This is a genomic window from Caulobacter sp. FV2ps19 (assembly GCF_058681035.1).
On record NZ_CM178729.1, the window covers coordinates 3194299 to 3210364 of the forward strand.

Genomic DNA, 16066 nt, shown 5'->3' on the forward strand with positions numbered 1-16066 from the left:
CGGGGAAAACCTATGGACGCTCAGGTGACGGCGGCGGAAGCCGCGGCCGAGGAACGCGCGATCCTCGACGCCATCGAAAAGTGGATCGAGAAAAAGGTCGCGCCCGTCGCGATGAAGCTCGAGCACGACGATACCTACCCGACCGAACTGGTCGAGGACATGAAGGAACTGGGCCTGTTCGGCGCCTTGATCGACCCGGAATACGGCGGTCTGGGCCTGTCGGCGACGACCTATTCCAAGATCGTGACCCGCATCTCCGAAGAGTGGATGAGCCTGACGGGCATTTTCAACTCGCACCTGATGATGGCGTTGGTGGTGCAGAAGTTCGGCACCCAGAGGCAGAAGGATTTCTGGCTTCCCCGCTTCGCCACCGGCGAGCTGCGCGGCTGCCTGGGCCTGACCGAGCCCGACGCCGGCACCGATCTGCAGGCCATCCGCACGGTCGCCCGCCGCGACGGCGACAACTATATCGTCAACGGCAACAAAACCTGGATCTCCAACGCCATCGAGGGCCATGTCGTGGCCCTGCTGGTCAAGACCGATCCGGACGCCAAGCCCCGCTATAAGGGCATGAGCATGCTGATCACGCCCAAGGCCCACCCCGAGACCGGCGAGCCGATCCCGGGCCTGAAGAACGGCCGCAAGCTTGAGAAGCTGGGCTATAAGGGCATCGATTCCGGCGAGCTGATGTATGAGGACTACGCCATCTCCGCCGAGCTGGGCCTCGTCGGCGGCGAAGAGGGCAAGGGCTTCCTGATGGCCACGGGCGGTCTTGAGATCGGCCGCATCAACGTCGCGGCGCGCGCCGTCGGCATCGCCAAGCGCGCCCTCAGCGAGAGCGTCAAATACGCTCAGCTGCGCAAGACCATGGGCAAGCCGATCGCCGAACACCAGGCGATCCAGCTGAAGCTGGGCGAAATGGCCTCCAAGACCCGCGCGGCCGAACTACTCGTCCAGGACGCCGCAGCGGCCTACGACAAGGGCCTGCGCGTCGACATGGAAGCGGGCATGGCCAAGTACTTCGCTTCGGAAACGGCAGTCTATTGCGCCACCGAAGCCATGCGCATCCATGGCGGCTATGGCTATTCCAAGGAATATCCGATCGAGCGCCTCTATCGTGATGCTCCGCTGATGTGCATCGGCGAAGGCACCAACGAGATGCAGCGCATCATCATCGCCAAGCAACTGGTGGCGAGGAACCCCGTCTGATGCGCCCGCTGGAAGGTCTGCGAATTCTCGCCATCGAGCAGTACGGCGCCGGTCCCTACGGCACCCAGCTGCTCGCGGAACTGGGCGCCGAGGTCATCAAGATCGAGGCGCCGTCGATGGGCGGCGACGTCAGTCGCGCCACGGGACCGTTCTTCCTGGGCGACCAGGACAGCGAGTTCTTCCAGACCTTCTCGCGCTCCAAGAAGTCGCTGGCCCTGGAGCTGAAAAGCCCCGAGGGCCGGGCCGCCTTCGAAGCGCTGGTGGCCACGGCCGACGCCGTGGTCAACAACCTGCGCGGCGATCAGCCGGCCAAGCTGAAACTGACCTATGCCGACTTGGCGCCGATCAAGCCGACGATCGTCTGCGCCCACCTGTCGGCCTATGGCCGGGGCAACAGCCGCGAAAGCTGGCCGGGCTACGACTATCTAATGCAGGCCGAATGCGGCTTCATGGGCCTGAGCGGCGAACCGGACGGCCCGCCCACCCGGCTGGGCGTGTCGATGGTCGACTTCATGACCGGCTCGACCTTCGCCTTGGGCATCGTCTCGGCGGTGCTGGCCGCCGGCAAGACCGGCAAAGGCGCTGATGTCGATGTGGCCTTGTTCGATGTCGCTCTGCACCAGCTGAGCTACCCCGCCGTCTGGCGGCTGAACGAAGGCCATGAAGTCGGCCGCCTGCCGCGCGGCGCCCACCCCTCGATCGCGCCGTCCCAGGCGGTTCGGACCGCCGATGGCTGGGGCATGTTGATGTGCCAGACACCCAAGTTCTGGGAAGCCTTCTGCGACCTGACCGGCCATCCCGAACTCAAGGCCGATCCGCGCTTCATCGACATCCCCACCCGCCGTCGGAATCTGGGCGAGTTGACCGCCGTGGTCGACACCGTCCTGTCGACCAAAACCACCGCCGAGTGGTCGAAGATCCTGGGCGGCGCGGTGCCCTTCGCGCCGGTGACGTCGCTGGGCGAAGCCCTGGACAATCCCTTCGTGGACGAGATCGGCATGCGCGACGTTGTCGAGCACCCCGACAAGCCGGAAGGCCTGCGCATGCTCGCTTGCCCTGTGAAGATTGACGGCCTGCGCATGCCCGGTCACCGCGCGCCCAAGATGGGCGAACACACCCAAGCCCTGCTCAAAGAGATCGGTCGATGAAGCTTGAAGGCCTGAAGGTTCTCGACCTTTCGCTGTTCCTGCCGGGGCCGATGCTGACCCTGATGATGGCAGATCACGGCGCCGACGTGATCAAGGTCGAGCCGTGGGAAGAAGGCGATCCCGCCCGCCATATCGGCTATCGCAAGAACGGCCACACCGTCTGGTTCCGTAACGCCAACCGCGGCAAGCGCGCGCTGCGCCTGAACCTCAAGACCGACGCCGACAAGGCCCGCTTCATGGATCTGGCCGCCGAGGCGGATGTCGTGGTGGAAGCCTTCCGCCCTGGCGTGGCTGATCGGCTAGGGATCGGCTATAACGCCGTTCGGGCGGTCAATCCTGCGATCGTCTATGTCTCGATCTCGGCCTTCGGACAAACGGGCCCCAATCGCGACCGCCCGGCGCACGACCTGGCCGTCGAGGCCCTGGCCGGCGTCGTGGCGCTGAACGAAGGCCAGGACGGCAAGCCGGCCATGCCGCACATGCCCGTGGCCGACGCCCTGGCCTCGCTGACCGCCCTCTCGGGCGTGCTGATGGCCCTGCTGCGGCGGCGTGATACCGGCCAGGGCGATTTTGTCGATGTCGCCATGCTCGACAGCCTAATGGCCTGGACCCCCAACGTCACCGGCAAGGTGTTCGCCACCGGCGAGCCGCATGTCGTCAAGGACGAGCGCTCGTTCGGCGGCAACGCCATGTACAACCTCTATGAAACCGCCGATGGCCAGTGGATCACCCTGGGCGGGGCCGAACCTAAGTTCGCCCGCAATCTGCTCAAGGGCCTGGATCGCGAGGATCTGGCGATCTACGCCACCTATCCGCCCGGTCCGCAGCAAGAGCCACTTCGCGCCTTCCTGCGCGAGGCCTTCAAGCAGCGCACGCGCGCCGACTGGGAGGCGTGGTTCGCCGACAAGGACGTCTGCTTCGCCCCGGTGCGCAATCTGAAAGAAGCCTTCGAGGATTCGGCGCTGGAAGCGCGGGGCATGCTGACGCGCGATGCGGACGGTTCCGAAATCGTTGGAACGCCGATCCTGTTCCGCGATGAACCCGGCCGCCCTGACCCGACCGTGCCTAAGGTCAACGACGAAACGATCGGTTGGCGAACGGCCTGATCAGCTGTCGCGGTGATAGGTCATCGCATAGACGAAGCGGTTAGCGGGATGGATGCTGTCGGACGCCAGAATGATCTCGCCCTCACTGTCGAAATAGCGACGCAGGGTGCGCAGCGCCGCCTCGCCCCGGCGCGCCTGAAGATGACGGGCGCCCTCCGGATCCAGAAGCTCGGCGCTGATCTCCTGCTCGATCCTGTCGGACTGCACGCCGAAGGTCTGGGCGATCAGTTCCTGCAAGGCGCCCTCCCATTGCCGAACCGTCGCCTCAAGCTTGGCGAACCGAGGCGCGATCAGCACGCGCGAGATCGACAGGGGCTTGCCGTCGACCGAGCGCACGCCCTCCAGAACCAGCCAGCGGCCCGGAGCAGCCGTATCAGGAATGCGGAAATGTTGCGCCTCATCGGCCGACAGAGGCCGTCCTTCGACCTCACGCAGCACCAACTGCGCGTCCCGCGCATATTGCAGCAGAGCCGAGACACTGCCCAGCGGTTGAACGAACGACACCGGCGGGGCCGCCGCCAGCACGGTGGTGCCCAGCCCGCGACGCCGCTCGACCAGTCCCGCCTCGCGAAGCAGCCGGATCGCGTCGCGGATCGTGTGGCGCGAGACCTCATAGGCTTCGCACAGCTCGACCTCAGGCGGCAGCAACGATCCAATCGGATAGCGACCAGACTCGATATCCTTGCGCAGCACGTCGGTCAGTTGGCGATAACGAGGAGTCGACATGGAGCGCACGGGCTTTCTGATCAGGCAATGAACATCAAAGCGTCGCGCCTCGATAAGGCAAGCCCTGTCGCTTGACCCAGACCCCGCTCCGGGCGACAGATATATGTCCGGACATTTACGGAGACCAGAGCAGTATGACCGAAGCGATCCGATCGGCCCTCACTTCGGCCCTCACCTCGGAACGACTCGTCGATCACGCCCTGTCAGTCGAATGGAGCGCCTTGCCCTCCTCTGTTCGCGCTGACGCCGTGCGGCTGCTCTATGACGCCTTGGTGGTCGGAGTCGGCGGCGCGCGCGCTGTCTTTGGCGACGAACTCTTGCGTGTCGTCCAGGGATGGGGCGCGGCCGCCGATGAGGGCTGCGGGGTTCTTGGGCGCCCGGGCGTGCGATTGCCTGCGCCGTCAGCGGCCTTCCTCAACGCGTTCCAGACCCACGGCCAGGAATTCGATTCGGTACATGAGGGGGCGGTGCTGCACCCGCTGCCGACCATCATGCCGGTGCTGATGGCTGAGGCCGAGCGCTCGGGCCCTTATCCCGGGTCGGAGATCCTCGCGGCCATGGTGGCAGGGACCGACATCGCCGTCACCCTGGGCGTGGCGGCCACCAGCCCCATACAGTTCTTCCGACCCGCCACCGCCGGCATCTTCGGCTGCGTCGCCGCCCTGGCCCGCCTGCGCCGTCTGGACCGCACCACGGCCTTGAACGCGCTCGGCTACGCCCTGGCCTTCTCGTCGGGCACCATGCAGGCCCATACCGAGGGCAAGCCCGCCCTGCCGGTGCAGGTGGCCAACGCCGCCCGCGCGGCCCTACAGGCGATCGATATCGCCGTGGCCGGACTGCCCGGCCCGATCGACTCCATCACCGGGCCGTTCGGCTATCTGTCGCTGTTCGAGAAGAGCTACGACCTGGGGCCCGCGCTGGAGAGCCTGGGCCGCGACTTCCGCATCAGCCAGGTCAGCGTCAAACCCTATCCCAGCGGCCGCGCCACCCACGGCGGCGTGGTGGCCGCGCTCGATCTGCGCCGCGCCCACGGCCTGACTGGCGATCAGGTCGAAAGCGCCGTCTATCGCGCGCCGCCGCTGATCCGCCATCTGGTCGGCCGCCCCTCCCAGGCCGGCATGGCGGTGTCGCACGCGCGCCTGTGCCTGCCCTATCTGATCGCCGTGGCCTTGCAGAACGGCCAGGTCAGCCTGGCCGACTTCACGCCCGAGCGCCTGACCGACCCCGAGGTTCTGGACCTGGCCTCGCGCATCGTCGTCACCACCGACGACAATCCCGATCCCGCCGCCTTCACTCCCGCCCAGCTGAGCTTGAAACTGAAGGACGGCCGCGCGCTAGCCGAGACGGTCGTCGCCCAGCTGGGCTCGCCCGCCTTCCCGCTGACCGACGCGCAGCAACAGGCCAAGGGCCTGTCCTGCCTGACCTTCGCCGACCTTGAAGCGCTGCACGCGCCCCTGGCCGACCTGATGGAACGCTTCGACACCCTGCCGGACGGCGCGGAGGCTTTTCGCCTCGCCCAAGGCGCATGACCCGACGGACTCCGATGCAAGACACTCACCAATCCTACTGGCGCTCGATCGACTTCGACCAAATGCAGGCGGAGCACCCGATCGGCGATGACTTCGTCGCCTTCGCCACCTCGATCAGCCGCGAGGCCCTGCGCGCGCACCAGAACAAGCTGTTCCTGCGCTGTGTCGACCGGGCCTGGAAGATCCCGCTGTACCAGCGCCTGTGGGGCAAGGCCGGCGTCAAGCCGGGCGACATCCGCTCGCTCGACGATCTGCCCAGCCTGCCGATGTTCAGCAAGTCCGACATCATGGAGTCGCTGAAGATCGCCCCGCCGTTCGGCGACTTCGCGGGCTTTGAGACCTATCCCAAGGATCGCCGCCCCCCGGCGATCATGCACACCACCTCGGGCACCACCGGCGATCCGCAGGTGCTGCTGTTTGGTCCCAAGAGCCGCGAGGTGCAGAATCTACTGCTGGCCCGCAGCCTGCGCTTCCAGGGCCTGCGCCCCGAGGACGTGGTCCACTCGGTCTATGGCCACGGCATGATCAATGGCGGCCACTATGTGCGCGAAGCCCTGACCCACTGGACCAGCTCGACCTTCATGTCGGCCGGCACCGGTGTCGAGACCCGCTCGATCCAGCAGGTCGAGCTGATGAAACGGTTCAGCGCCACGGTGATCGTCGGCTTCGCCGACTACATCAAGAAGCTGGCCGACGTGGCCCGCGAGCAGGGTCTGGAGCCCGGCCGCGACATCCCCGTGCGGATGATCTCCGGCCAGCTGGGCCGCGAGGACAAGGCGGTGATGAAAGAGGTCTGGGGCGTCGAGGAATGCTTCGACTGGTACGGCGTCGGCGACACCGGCCTGATCGCCGGCGAGGGCCCGGACCGCGACGGCCTCTACATCCATGAGGACGCCCACTATGTCGAGATTTGCGACATCGACACCGGCGCGCCCGTGCCCGACGGCCAGTTAGGCGACATCGTGGTCAGTTGCCTGTTCAAGGACGACCTCTATCCGATCATCCGCTTCAACACCCACGATGTAACGCGCAAGATGACTGGCCGTTCGTCGATCGGCGTGCAGTTCGACCGCATCGAGGGTTTCCTCGGACGCTCGGACAACATGGTCAAGATCCGGGGCATCAACATCTTTCCGCACGGCGTCGGGGCCATGCTGGAAGAGTTCGACGCCTTCGCCGGCGAGTTCATCTGCCTGACCCGGCGCGATGAGGCCGGCCGCGACAGCTTCATAGTCGTGGCTGAAACGACAGAAGCTGAGGCCGCCTATCCGTCCTTGGCCAAGACGTTCGGCGAGGCGCTCAAGCGCAAGATCGGCATCGAGGTAGAGGTCGATGTCGCGGCCAAGGGATCGACCGCCGCGCAAACCCAGATTGACGTGCGTCAGAAACCCATTCGCCTGATTGACCAACGCAAATGAGCTTTCATAACCCCATCGTCGAAGCCGGCGTCGCCGGCCTGGCCGACCTGTTTCGCGAACGGGCGATCACGCCCGTCGAGGCGACGCAGGCCTATCTCGCCCGCATCGACCGCCTGAACCCGGCGCTGGGCGCGGTGACGGCAGTGGATACCGATGGCGCTCGATCAGCCGCTGAAGCCAGCGCCCGCCGCTGGCGCGAAGGCCAACCACTGTCGCCAATCGACGGCGTTCCTCTGGCGGTGAAGGCCAATATCGCCGTTGCCGGCCTGCCCTGGACTTCCGGCCTGGCCGCGTACCGCGGACGTATTCCCGCCAACGACGCAAAGGCTGTCGCTGAGTTGCGCGCCGCTGGAGCGGTGATCTTGGGCGCACTGAACATGCATGAAGGCGCTTTGGGGGCGACCACCGACAATCTGGTCTATGGCCGTTGCCACAACCCCCACCGTCGCGACTATACCCCCGGGGGCTCCTCGGGCGGGTCGGGCGCCGCCACCGCCGCCGGCCTCTGCGCGGCCGCCCTGGGCAGCGACACCATGGGCAGCGTCCGAATTCCGTCGGCCTATTGCGGAGTGTTCGGCTTCAAGCCGGCTTACGGCTTTATCTCAACCGACGGCGTCGAGGCGCTGTCGTGGACCTATGATCATGTCGGCGTCCACGCCCGTTCGATCGACGACGCCCGGCTCGTGGCGAGCGCCGCCAGTGGCGGCCGCGCCATCGCCGCCGAGCCGATGATCGGCCGTCTCGCCGCCTTGGACTTCGAGGGGCAGGTCGAGGTCGAACCCGCCGTCGCCGAAGCCTTTGCCGCCACGGTCACGACAGCGCGCGCCATAGGTTTCGACGTCACACCGCTACGCCTGCCCGACTACGACTATGGCCGGCTACGCCGGCTTGGCCTGCTGATCTGCGAAGCCGAGGCCGCCGTCGTGCACGAGGCGGGCTTGAGGGACGATCCGGACGGCTTCTCGGCCGCGCTCAGGGCCTTGCTCGACTGGGGAAACCACCAGTCCGCCGTCAAGTTGGCCAAGGCCTATCGCAATCTGGCCGACGCCGTGGCCGACGTCGAGGCTAGGCTTGCTCCGTTCTCGGCTCTGCTGACCCCGACCGCGCCGCAGACGGCCTTCCCGTTCAGCCAGGCCCCGCCGGCCAACCAAGCGGACTTCACCGCCTTGGCGGCATTCTGGGGCGTACCGGCCGTCGCTTTCCCTACGGGAGTCTCAGTCGATGGCTTGCCGCTGTCTGGGCAGGTGGTGTCGCGAGATCCGACCGTCGCGCTATCGCTGGCCAAGACTCTGGCGGCGGCCTTCCCGCCCCCACCGACGCCGATAGACTTCAGCGCCTGACGCACGAAGGCCGGAGGATCCCGCCTCCGGCCCTCTGCATCTTATCGCTCGAGTTCGACCAGTTCGTACCAGGTCTGCATGTAGCCGCCGACGCCGCCCTTGACGAACAGGTGGTCGTCATCGGCCGTTACCCACAGGTCATAGACCGGGTGAGCGCCGTCCTTGCTGACCATGCCGCCGGCCTCGTCGGAAAAGCGGAAATGGCGGCAGGCGAAGGTCCCCGCCGCTGTGGTCGCCTCTTCCTCGCCGACATATTCCATGAACAGGTTGCTCTCGGCGACCAGGGGCGCGGTGGCGCCGCGGTGATCGACCGACGGCAGGAAGGCCCGCAAGGCCCGCTTGTGCGGCCCCCGCGACAGATCCATCACCTTGGTCATATAGGCGTCGCCGATGATCGGGTGGGTGCCGAAGCCGTCATAGTAACCATTGGTCGGCGTCGTCTGCGACACCCGGCCGATCGACGGGCCATAGCTCTCGCACTCGATGAAATCGGCGCCAAAGCGGAACCAGCCCGAGCCCATGAAGCGGTCGCCGACCGTCAAGCGCACATGGCAGTCCATGGGACGGCCGTGCTCGTCCATCGAATAGATCACATCGCGCAGGACGGTGGGATCGGGCTCGTCGATCTCGCACTGGGCGCTGATCGTGACCTTGCCGTCAGTGTGCTTGCGCATGACGAAGCTCTCGCGCCCCCGCTCCTGGCCCTCGCGGCCCGGCTTGTTGGAGGTGTAGAGGATGCGTCCCCGAAGAGTGCGATGCTTCATCATGCTTAGACGTCCTGACTGGAAGGGATTTCGGAAAGGGGATCGAGGCTGACGCAGACCGGGCAGCCCTCCGCCGGGGTCTGGGCGACGGCGTCAAGCATGCGGCTCAGCGCCTCCAGGCTGGCCGCTCGCACCATCGTCGGCTGAGGCCGCGGCGCTTGACCGGCAAGCCGCAGGGCCGCGCCCAGACCCAGCGCCCGTGGATTGAGCACGGGAAAAGCGCAGCGCTCGGCGATTGTCTGGGCGATAGGCGACATGCAGGTGCAGCCCAGCACCACCACCTCGGCGCCGTCGTCACGCACCGCCGCCTGGCAGGCCTCCACGACGCGGCTCACTATCCCCGTCGCCCCGGCCGCGATTTGCGACAGATAGCCGCCCGGCGCCTCAAGATCAGCCAGATCGCCTTCGCCGCCGACATTGCGCACGCTGGCGCAAGCGGCCTGCGCGCCACAATCGACGAGGCGGCTGTGGGTGATGAAGTTCATCGACTCCGGCCAGACCGTGACCACCGAAAATCGACGCCCCAGCGCCAGGGCCTGCTGAAGACTCGCCTCACCGCATCCCACGACGGGGATCTTGAGTGACGCCGTCAGCACGGCCAGGCCGTAGTCGCCAAAGGTGTCCAGAACCACCGCGTCGCAGCCGTCGGCCTGAGCCTTCAGCCCCGCCTCGACGTGCCCCAGAACCTGCATCGCGCGGTCCAGCTCGGTATAGGGAAACAGCGGCGCGCGGGACGGATAGGCGGCCAGAACCACGTCCGCCTTCAGCAGCCCCGCCAGTTCCGGCGCAATGGCGCCTGTCAGAGGATTGGCCTGGGTTCCCAGCACGCCGATCTTCATGCTCAAACCCTCTCTGTGCTTACTCTAGACCGGCGTCGCCGCGCCCAGCAGCGCCGCGCAGATCAGAAGCCCCCAGAGGCAGACCACTAGGGGTCGGGCGCGGGACAGGACCTTGCTGATCACCGCGTCGGTCTCCACCGTCGGCCCCGAGGGCCCCATCAACACGCCGATCGCCGGGCCCAACGGTCCCATGACGGCGCGAATGAGCAGGCCCAGCAGCACGCAGCCCCCCAGGATCAAGAGCTTCAGGCCAATGAAGAGCGGCGCGGCCCTGGTCGCCACGATGAAGCCGCCGCCGCAAATCAGACCTGCAAGCGCCAGCCAACGGATCAGCAGATCCAGCCGCCGCGCCAGGCTGGCGGGCCCGCTATGGCGCAGGTGAACAAACCAGGCCAGGGCCAGCCACGCCAGGGCCGCAGCCCACACCAGCCCGATCATCAGCGGCGCAAGGGTCAGCCAAGTCTTCACCACCGCAAGGGTCAGGCCGGTGGGTAGGGCCAGGATCAAGGCCGTGCGCGGCGCCATGTCCAGATCGCCCAAGACCTTCAGCGCCAACAGCCGCTCGCCCTTGGCGCGCTTGGCGTCGGTCATATAGGCCGACGTATAGAATGCCCCCAGGTCCCCGCCCAACCAGTAGGCGAACACCAGAAGGTGGGCCAGCATCGATACGGCGACGAGCATGAACGCACCTATTGATATATGTTTAGAACATATATCCTAGCTTGGCGCGCTGTCACCCCCTTGCCGCCAGCCGGTATCGCCTTTCTGGCGTTGGGCGCGGATGTGATACTCAAACAGATCAGGGCGGTAGAGCGCATTGACCAACTGGACCGGCCGACCGCGCTTGTCGCGCACGATCCGCTCGATCTTCAGCAGAGGCGCACCCACGGCCAGCAACAGGATCGAGGCAATATTCGGCTCGGCCGCCGTCGCGCTGATCCATTGCTCGGCCTCGAACGCTGCGGCGCCGGCTTCTTCGAGAAGTTCAAGAATGGTCCGGCGCTCAAGATCTTTCCGAGAAAAACCTGCGGCAACCGCAGCGGGCACAAAGTTGACGATGTGCGAGAACGGCTCGCCCTCAATCTTGCGCATCCGGGTGATGCGCTGCACGCCCTCGCCCGGCTTCAGTCTGAGCCGCTCGGCCACATAGGGCGTGGCCGGCAGGTCGGTGACGTCCAACAACTGGACCTCGGTCTCCAGACCCAGTTGCTTGAGCGACTCCAGAAGCGTGTCGAATGACCCGCGCACCACGCGGGTCGGCGGCCTGCCGGTGACGATTGTGCCGCGTCCGCGATGCCGGCTGACCAGGCGGTCTTCCGCCAGCTCGTTCAAGGCGCGCTTGACCGTGATCCGCGAGACATTGAGCAGCTTGGCCAGTTCCTGCTCGCCCGGCAGCATGCTGTCGGTTGGAAAGTCGCCCTTCAGGATGCGCTCGCGCAGGATCAGATAGATCTGGTGGTAGAGCGGCGTTGGCAAGTTGTCGTCGAGAAGCGCGGCGTCAAGCGGGGAAGCGCTAGTCATGGTTGTCGGTCTCGTTGATGCGGCGCCGGGATTTCATCGCGACTCTGAAGTTTGAGACGCCTGATTTGTATTCTGCACGTTGCACGGTCGCGCTCAGATTTCAAAGGCCGCCAGGCCGCTGGCCCAGGCCGAAACAGAGGGCGGGGTCAAAATCGGCGCCTGAGCGAGAGATCGCAGACGCTCCGGATCGGACAGCGGAGCCCTTTGCGGCGCGAAAACGGTCAAGCGATCGCCCAGCGCCAGAGCCTTCCCGACCAGATCAAAACTCAATCGCCAGAGGTTGAAGGGTTGCAGCGCTTGCGCGGCGCGAAGCAGGCGAACCGCGCGCTGATGGACATCCGATACCTCAAGCCCCGCCGACAAGGGCAGAGCGTGGGCATGATCACGCTGGAACCACGGATGGAACAGCCGCTCATGGCGGGCCATCCTGAACGCCCTGATCAGATGAGCGCCGTCCCATTCAGGCTCCAGGCGCGGCGCGGCATTGGACAGCATGGCGGCGATCTCGGTGGGCGAATAGACGGCCGCTCCAAGCGTCGCGACCGGACCGGCGACGCCCGACACGCCCAAGGCGACGGCCAACTGGCCTCCCATCTCCTCCCCGACGACGCAGGGCCGTTGGAGACCCAGGGCGGCCAACGCGCTCGCCAACGCCGTCACGGGAGATACCTGCAGAGGCGCTGAGGCGCCATGCCCCGGAAGATCAAGGGCTATGACCGGCCGACGCCGCGCGATGCGAGCCAGGATCGGATCAAAGCGGCGATGATCGTCGCCCCAGGGGTGCAGCAGAACCAGTGGCTGGCCCGGCCCGCCCAAGGCGCCGCGCCAGGCCAGACCCGCCGAGAAGCCGCGCTGCAAGCCTTGCCCGTCAGGCGCACTGACCTGGGCAGCGTCGGGCGCGGGATCGCCGGGGTTCGCGGCCAGGAACGCGGCCGCCGCATCATGCAGCTCAGCCGGCATGTCGCGCACCAGGGCCTGCGTCTCGGACACGCCCAGGCGCTCCAGATGGCTCAGCAGCACATCGCTGCGGGCCGCCATCAGGCGGTGGGGCGACGTGACCTGAGACAGCCAGTCGCGCGCCCGGAAGGTGAAGGCCGCGCGATACACAGCCCGATAGCTGTCGCCGGCCTCCAGCAGGTCCATGGCGTTGGCGTGCAGATGCGCCGGCGCGGAAACATCATAGTTCAGGCGAGCGGCGGGCGTGGGATCGCTCCAGGGAAAGAACAGCACCTGCTCCTCCATCCGCGCCCAGACCCAGGCCATGTGGGACCCGTCCCATTGCGGCGCAAAGGGCGGCAGGTAATTGGCGAGGAAGTCGGCGCGTTCCTGGTCGCTCCAGGCCGGCAGGCCTTCAAATGTCGCGGCGGCGACCCGGTCCGGCGCGATCGCGGCGACGGCGCAGGTTGTGCAGGCGCCGGTGTGAAAACCATAGAGGCCAAAGCGACCCAACCCCAGGGCGTCGGCGAAGCTCAAGAGCGCCAGGGCGTAGTCGCCGGACTCCGGCGCGGTGTGGGGCAGCGGCGTCGACAGACCCGCGCCCGGCGTGTCGGGCGCAATGACGCACAGACCCGCGCTGGCCAGGGCCCGGGCCACGGCGGTCACGGCGCGGGACGACTGCGGAGAGCCATGCACCGCCAGGACGACCGGCCCACGCCCCCAGCGGCGATAGTGGACGGTCCGCCCGTCAACGACGACAAAGTGCCGTTCTTCAGTACATAATTGGGTCATACGGAGCGATCCACCTAAGCGACATCCCTTAAGGACGAGGCTGACTTGTCGCTCGGAACTTTACGTGATCAATTGATATATACATAGACCATATCGAGCGAGAACCGCACCGCTCGCGCGCCATGTCCGGAGAATGAAGATGGATGGATCCAACCCGGCCAGAAACACCGGCCCGGCCCAGGAATACGACGGTCCGCCGGACTACCGCGTGGTAGGACGCCACCCCCTGCTGCCGCAAACCGATCACGACGAAATCGAGCGCCTGAACTATCTGGCGCAGATGAACCGGCACCTTTCCACGCGGGTCATGCCGTTCGTGAAAGTGGCCTATGACGCGCGCGTCGCCCCGACCCTCGCGCCCAAGACGCGTCATGACGTACGCAAGGCCCTGCTGAAGGATCCGGCGTTCCAGACCTGGTCGGCCTTGCGCCGCGCCACCATGGAGCAAAGGCAACAGGCCGGCCGCTGGACCGCCTTGCGTCAGGCCGAAACCCTGGCCGAGAAGGCGCAAACCCTGCTGGCCGGCGAGGACATGCTGGAGCTTGATCCCACCGTGAAACAGCCGCGCTATGTCTCGGCCGTGGATCACCACTGCATGCCCGGTTCGTATTACACCGAACGCTTCCCGGGCGATGTTTCGGCTGCCGCGAACTATGACGGCGCCCTGTTCGCCACCACGGGCGGCATGCTGGGGAGGTTCACCGACGGCGGCGGCGTTGCGGTGGCCGACTGGGTCAAGAAGAACCTTCCTGACTTCAAGCCCAAGCGGATCCTGGATATCGGCGCCACCCTGGGCCACAACACCGTGCCGCTGGCCCTGGCCTTCCCCGACGCCGAGGTCGTCGCGGTGGACCTGGGCGCGCCGATGCTCCGCTATGGCGCCGCCCGCGCCAAGGCGATGGGCGCCAAGAACATCCGTTTCGTGCAGGCCGATGCCTCGGACCTCAGCCGCTACGCCGACGGAAGCTTCGACTGGGTGCAGACCACCATGTTCCTGCACGAGCTGTCCTTTGGCTCGATGCGGGCGATCCTGGGTGAAACCCATCGCCTGCTCGCGCCCGGTGGCATCGTTCTGCACGTCGAACAACCACAATACGACCCCCGCATGCCGCTGTTCGAGCAGGCCATGCGCGACTGGGACGCCTTCTACAATAACGAGCCGTTCTGGAGCGCGCTGCACGAGATCGATCTGGACGCCTACATGGTCGCCGCCGGCTTCAAGGCCGAGGAATTGATCCATGGCGCCGTCACCGCCGTCGTGGATCGCGATGTCTTCCCCGACGCCGCCGATGATGACTCGGAAGACTACGGCCGCAAGGCCGCCTGGCACGTGATCGGAGCCCGTAAAGCACAATGAGCGTCACCGAAGCCCTCCTCGCCTCGTCCGCCAAGCCGGCAGGCAAACGTCCCTACTTCCTCAATCCCGAGGTCGAACGGGTGATGGCGATCACCCTGGCCGTCAGCCAGGAACTGGCGGTCGCCCGCCAACGGATCGACACCCTGGAGCGCCTGCTCGAAAGCAAGGGGGTGATCGACCGCGAAGCGATCAACACCTTCAAGCCCGACGCCGACGCCGCCGCCGAACGCGGCCTGTGGACCCAGGAATATCTCACCCGTGTCCTGCGCATCGTTCAGCAGGAAGGCGAGGCGGCCGCTGCCAAGGGCGACATCACCTCAGAGTCCGTGGCCGACGAACTGAACCAGCAATAGCCGTCGTCCAAGACCGGTCGTTCAAAAGGGCAAGCGTCTCGCGCGCTTGCCCTTACGCCGCTTTGTCCCTCGAAAACCGCCCCATCCCCCAAGCCCTACCGGACATCGCCGATGAACCTGCTTCGCGCCGCCACCCTGACGGTGGCCGACCTGGACGCCGCCGTTGGCGTCTATGCCCAGTGGCTGGACTATGAGTGCGTCGAGCGGGGCGTGATCGATCCGGACCTCGCCGCCAGTTGGGCCGCGCCCGGCTCGGCGGGCAAGCGCTTGGCCGTCATGCGTCCAGCCTCGGGCGCGGACGCCTATCTTCGCCTGCTCGAGGACGCCCCTGTCGCCGACTATCGGCCTCTGCGCAGCTATGGCTGGGCCGCGATCGAGATCTGCAACCAGGACGTCCTGGCAGTGAATGAGCGCATGCTGCGCTCGCCCTTCGAGATCGTCGGACCGCCCAAGACCATCGACGGCATCCCCACCATCCATCCGATGCAGGTGAAGGGGCCGGATCAGGAGATCGTCTATCTGACCGAGATCAAGCCCGAGGCCCAGGGCCTGGGCCTGCCGCGCCCACAGGCCTTCATCGACCGGCTGTTCATCCTAGTGATGGCCTGCTCGGACATGGAGGCTTCGGCCGCCTGGTTCACCGACCAGCTGAAACTGACCCTCGGAGCCTCGACCTCAATTATCTATACGATGATCAACGGCGCCTTCGATCTGCCGGCCGAAACCCAGCACGCCTTCCGCATGGGCGGCCATGACGGCGACGTGTTCATCGAGTTCGACCAATATCCCGCCCAGGCCCGACCGCGACCGCGTCACGAAGGCCATCTGCCACCCGGCGTCTCGCTCTGCACGCTCAAGCACCCGGCCTTCGACACGATCCAGGCGCCGTGGATCACCCCGCCGGTTCGGCGCGAAGGGGCGATCTATGGCGGCGGCCGTGTCGGGACAATCGCGGGACCGGACGGCACGCTGATCGAGGTGGTCGAGATCTGATCCCTCCCCCCGCCAAGACAAAAGGCCCGGCGAAC

The 16066-nt window shown here is 66.4% G+C and carries 15 protein-coding genes; 9 read left to right on the top strand and 6 right to left on the bottom strand.

Going from position 1 to position 16066, the window contains the following annotated elements; all coding sequences use genetic code 11:
- Nucleotides 1-12: 12 nt before the first annotated feature.
- The 3 genes from ACW18B_RS15120 to ACW18B_RS15130 are packed head-to-tail and all read left to right on the top strand — an operon-like array spanning nucleotide 13 to nucleotide 3463.
- Nucleotides 13-1209 carry an acyl-CoA dehydrogenase family protein gene (locus ACW18B_RS15120; protein WP_492047848.1) on the top strand — a complete coding sequence of 399 codons (1197 nt, stop codon included), beginning with the start codon at nucleotides 13-15 and terminating at the stop codon, nucleotides 1207-1209.
- Nucleotides 1209-2357, top strand: a complete 1149-nt coding sequence (locus ACW18B_RS15125; protein ID WP_492047849.1) for a CaiB/BaiF CoA transferase family protein — start codon at nucleotides 1209-1211, stop codon at nucleotides 2355-2357. Before ACW18B_RS15120 ends, ACW18B_RS15125 begins: the two co-directional genes overlap by 1 nt.
- Entirely contained in the window at nucleotides 2354-3463 is a 1110-nt protein-coding gene (locus ACW18B_RS15130) for a CaiB/BaiF CoA transferase family protein (RefSeq protein ID WP_492047850.1), read from the top strand. The genes ACW18B_RS15125 and ACW18B_RS15130 overlap by 4 nt, the downstream gene beginning before the upstream one ends.
- Here the strand turns inward: ACW18B_RS15130 and ACW18B_RS15135 are convergent, their stop codons facing one another.
- On the bottom strand, nucleotides 3464-4189 hold the full coding sequence (locus tag ACW18B_RS15135; RefSeq protein ID WP_492047851.1) for a GntR family transcriptional regulator: 726 nt from the start codon (nucleotides 4187-4189) through the stop codon (nucleotides 3464-3466).
- A 134-nt stretch (nucleotides 4190-4323) separates the two neighbouring features.
- On the opposite strand from ACW18B_RS15135, the gene ACW18B_RS15140 reads away from it, so the two are divergent.
- The 3 genes from ACW18B_RS15140 to ACW18B_RS15150 are packed head-to-tail and all read left to right on the top strand — an operon-like array spanning nucleotide 4324 to nucleotide 8476.
- Nucleotides 4324-5718 carry an MmgE/PrpD family protein gene (locus ACW18B_RS15140; RefSeq protein WP_492047852.1) on the top strand — a complete coding sequence of 465 codons (1395 nt, stop codon included), beginning with the start codon at nucleotides 4324-4326 and terminating at the stop codon, nucleotides 5716-5718.
- A 14-nt stretch (nucleotides 5719-5732) separates the two neighbouring features.
- Nucleotides 5733-7136: a phenylacetate--CoA ligase family protein gene (locus ACW18B_RS15145; protein ID WP_492047853.1), complete on the top strand. Its 1404-nt coding sequence runs from the start codon at nucleotides 5733-5735 to the stop codon at nucleotides 7134-7136.
- Nucleotides 7133-8476 carry an amidase gene (locus tag ACW18B_RS15150; protein ID WP_492047854.1) on the top strand — a complete coding sequence of 448 codons (1344 nt, stop codon included), beginning with the start codon at nucleotides 7133-7135 and terminating at the stop codon, nucleotides 8474-8476. The genes ACW18B_RS15145 and ACW18B_RS15150 overlap by 4 nt, the downstream gene beginning before the upstream one ends.
- A gap of 41 nt (nucleotides 8477-8517) precedes the next feature.
- Here ACW18B_RS15150 and ACW18B_RS15155 read toward each other — a convergent pair whose 3' ends face one another.
- The 5 genes from ACW18B_RS15155 to ACW18B_RS15175 form a co-directional block, all read right to left on the bottom strand.
- Nucleotides 8518-9243 (bottom strand): hypothetical protein, encoded by a 726-nt coding sequence (locus ACW18B_RS15155; RefSeq protein WP_492047855.1) that lies wholly within the window; start codon nucleotides 9241-9243, stop codon nucleotides 8518-8520.
- 2 nt (nucleotides 9244-9245) lie between these two features.
- Nucleotides 9246-10079 carry an aspartate/glutamate racemase family protein gene (locus ACW18B_RS15160; RefSeq protein WP_492051740.1) on the bottom strand — a complete coding sequence of 278 codons (834 nt, stop codon included), beginning with the start codon at nucleotides 10077-10079 and terminating at the stop codon, nucleotides 9246-9248.
- Between the two features lie 24 nt (nucleotides 10080-10103).
- Entirely contained in the window at nucleotides 10104-10760 is a 657-nt protein-coding gene (locus tag ACW18B_RS15165; protein WP_492047856.1) for a hypothetical protein, read from the bottom strand.
- Nucleotides 10761-10796: 36 nt separating this feature from the next.
- Nucleotides 10797-11600, bottom strand: coding sequence for a GntR family transcriptional regulator (locus tag ACW18B_RS15170; RefSeq protein ID WP_492047857.1), 804 nt, complete (start codon nucleotides 11598-11600; stop codon nucleotides 10797-10799).
- Nucleotides 11601-11693: 93 nt separating this feature from the next.
- Nucleotides 11694-13328 carry an alpha/beta fold hydrolase gene (locus ACW18B_RS15175; RefSeq protein WP_492047858.1) on the bottom strand — a complete coding sequence of 545 codons (1635 nt, stop codon included), beginning with the start codon at nucleotides 13326-13328 and terminating at the stop codon, nucleotides 11694-11696.
- A gap of 139 nt (nucleotides 13329-13467) precedes the next feature.
- Here ACW18B_RS15175 and ACW18B_RS15180 point away from each other — a divergent pair, with 139 nt between their 5' ends.
- From ACW18B_RS15180 to ACW18B_RS15190, 3 genes are all read left to right on the top strand, one after another.
- A complete protein-coding gene (locus tag ACW18B_RS15180) occupies nucleotides 13468-14685 on the top strand; it encodes a class I SAM-dependent methyltransferase (protein WP_492047859.1) in 1218 nt (405 codons plus the stop codon).
- Complete coding sequence (locus ACW18B_RS15185; RefSeq protein WP_492047860.1) at nucleotides 14682-15038, top strand: hypothetical protein; 357 nt, start codon at nucleotides 14682-14684, stop codon at nucleotides 15036-15038. Before ACW18B_RS15180 ends, ACW18B_RS15185 begins: the two co-directional genes overlap by 4 nt.
- A gap of 111 nt (nucleotides 15039-15149) precedes the next feature.
- Complete coding sequence (locus ACW18B_RS15190; RefSeq protein ID WP_492047861.1) at nucleotides 15150-16031, top strand: VOC family protein; 882 nt, start codon at nucleotides 15150-15152, stop codon at nucleotides 16029-16031.
- Nucleotides 16032-16066: the final 35 nt, after the last annotated feature.

Coding starts and splice junctions, on each gene's coding strand:
- ACW18B_RS15120 (WP_492047848.1), top strand. CDS start 13: ATGGACGCTCAGGTGACGGCGGCGGAAGCCGCGGCCGAGGAACGCGCG.
- ACW18B_RS15125 (WP_492047849.1), top strand. CDS start 1,209: ATGCGCCCGCTGGAAGGTCTGCGAATTCTCGCCATCGAGCAGTACGGC.
- ACW18B_RS15130 (WP_492047850.1), top strand. CDS start 2,354: ATGAAGCTTGAAGGCCTGAAGGTTCTCGACCTTTCGCTGTTCCTGCCG.
- ACW18B_RS15135 (WP_492047851.1), bottom strand. CDS start 4,189: ATGTCGACTCCTCGTTATCGCCAACTGACCGACGTGCTGCGCAAGGAT.
- ACW18B_RS15140 (WP_492047852.1), top strand. CDS start 4,324: ATGACCGAAGCGATCCGATCGGCCCTCACTTCGGCCCTCACCTCGGAA.
- ACW18B_RS15145 (WP_492047853.1), top strand. CDS start 5,733: ATGCAAGACACTCACCAATCCTACTGGCGCTCGATCGACTTCGACCAA.
- ACW18B_RS15150 (WP_492047854.1), top strand. CDS start 7,133: ATGAGCTTTCATAACCCCATCGTCGAAGCCGGCGTCGCCGGCCTGGCC.
- ACW18B_RS15155 (WP_492047855.1), bottom strand. CDS start 9,243: ATGATGAAGCATCGCACTCTTCGGGGACGCATCCTCTACACCTCCAAC.
- ACW18B_RS15160 (WP_492051740.1), bottom strand. CDS start 10,079: ATGAAGATCGGCGTGCTGGGAACCCAGGCCAATCCTCTGACAGGCGCC.
- ACW18B_RS15165 (WP_492047856.1), bottom strand. CDS start 10,760: ATGCTCGTCGCCGTATCGATGCTGGCCCACCTTCTGGTGTTCGCCTAC.
- ACW18B_RS15170 (WP_492047857.1), bottom strand. CDS start 11,600: ATGACTAGCGCTTCCCCGCTTGACGCCGCGCTTCTCGACGACAACTTG.
- ACW18B_RS15175 (WP_492047858.1), bottom strand. CDS start 13,328: ATGACCCAATTATGTACTGAAGAACGGCACTTTGTCGTCGTTGACGGG.
- ACW18B_RS15180 (WP_492047859.1), top strand. CDS start 13,468: ATGGATGGATCCAACCCGGCCAGAAACACCGGCCCGGCCCAGGAATAC.
- ACW18B_RS15185 (WP_492047860.1), top strand. CDS start 14,682: ATGAGCGTCACCGAAGCCCTCCTCGCCTCGTCCGCCAAGCCGGCAGGC.
- ACW18B_RS15190 (WP_492047861.1), top strand. CDS start 15,150: ATGAACCTGCTTCGCGCCGCCACCCTGACGGTGGCCGACCTGGACGCC.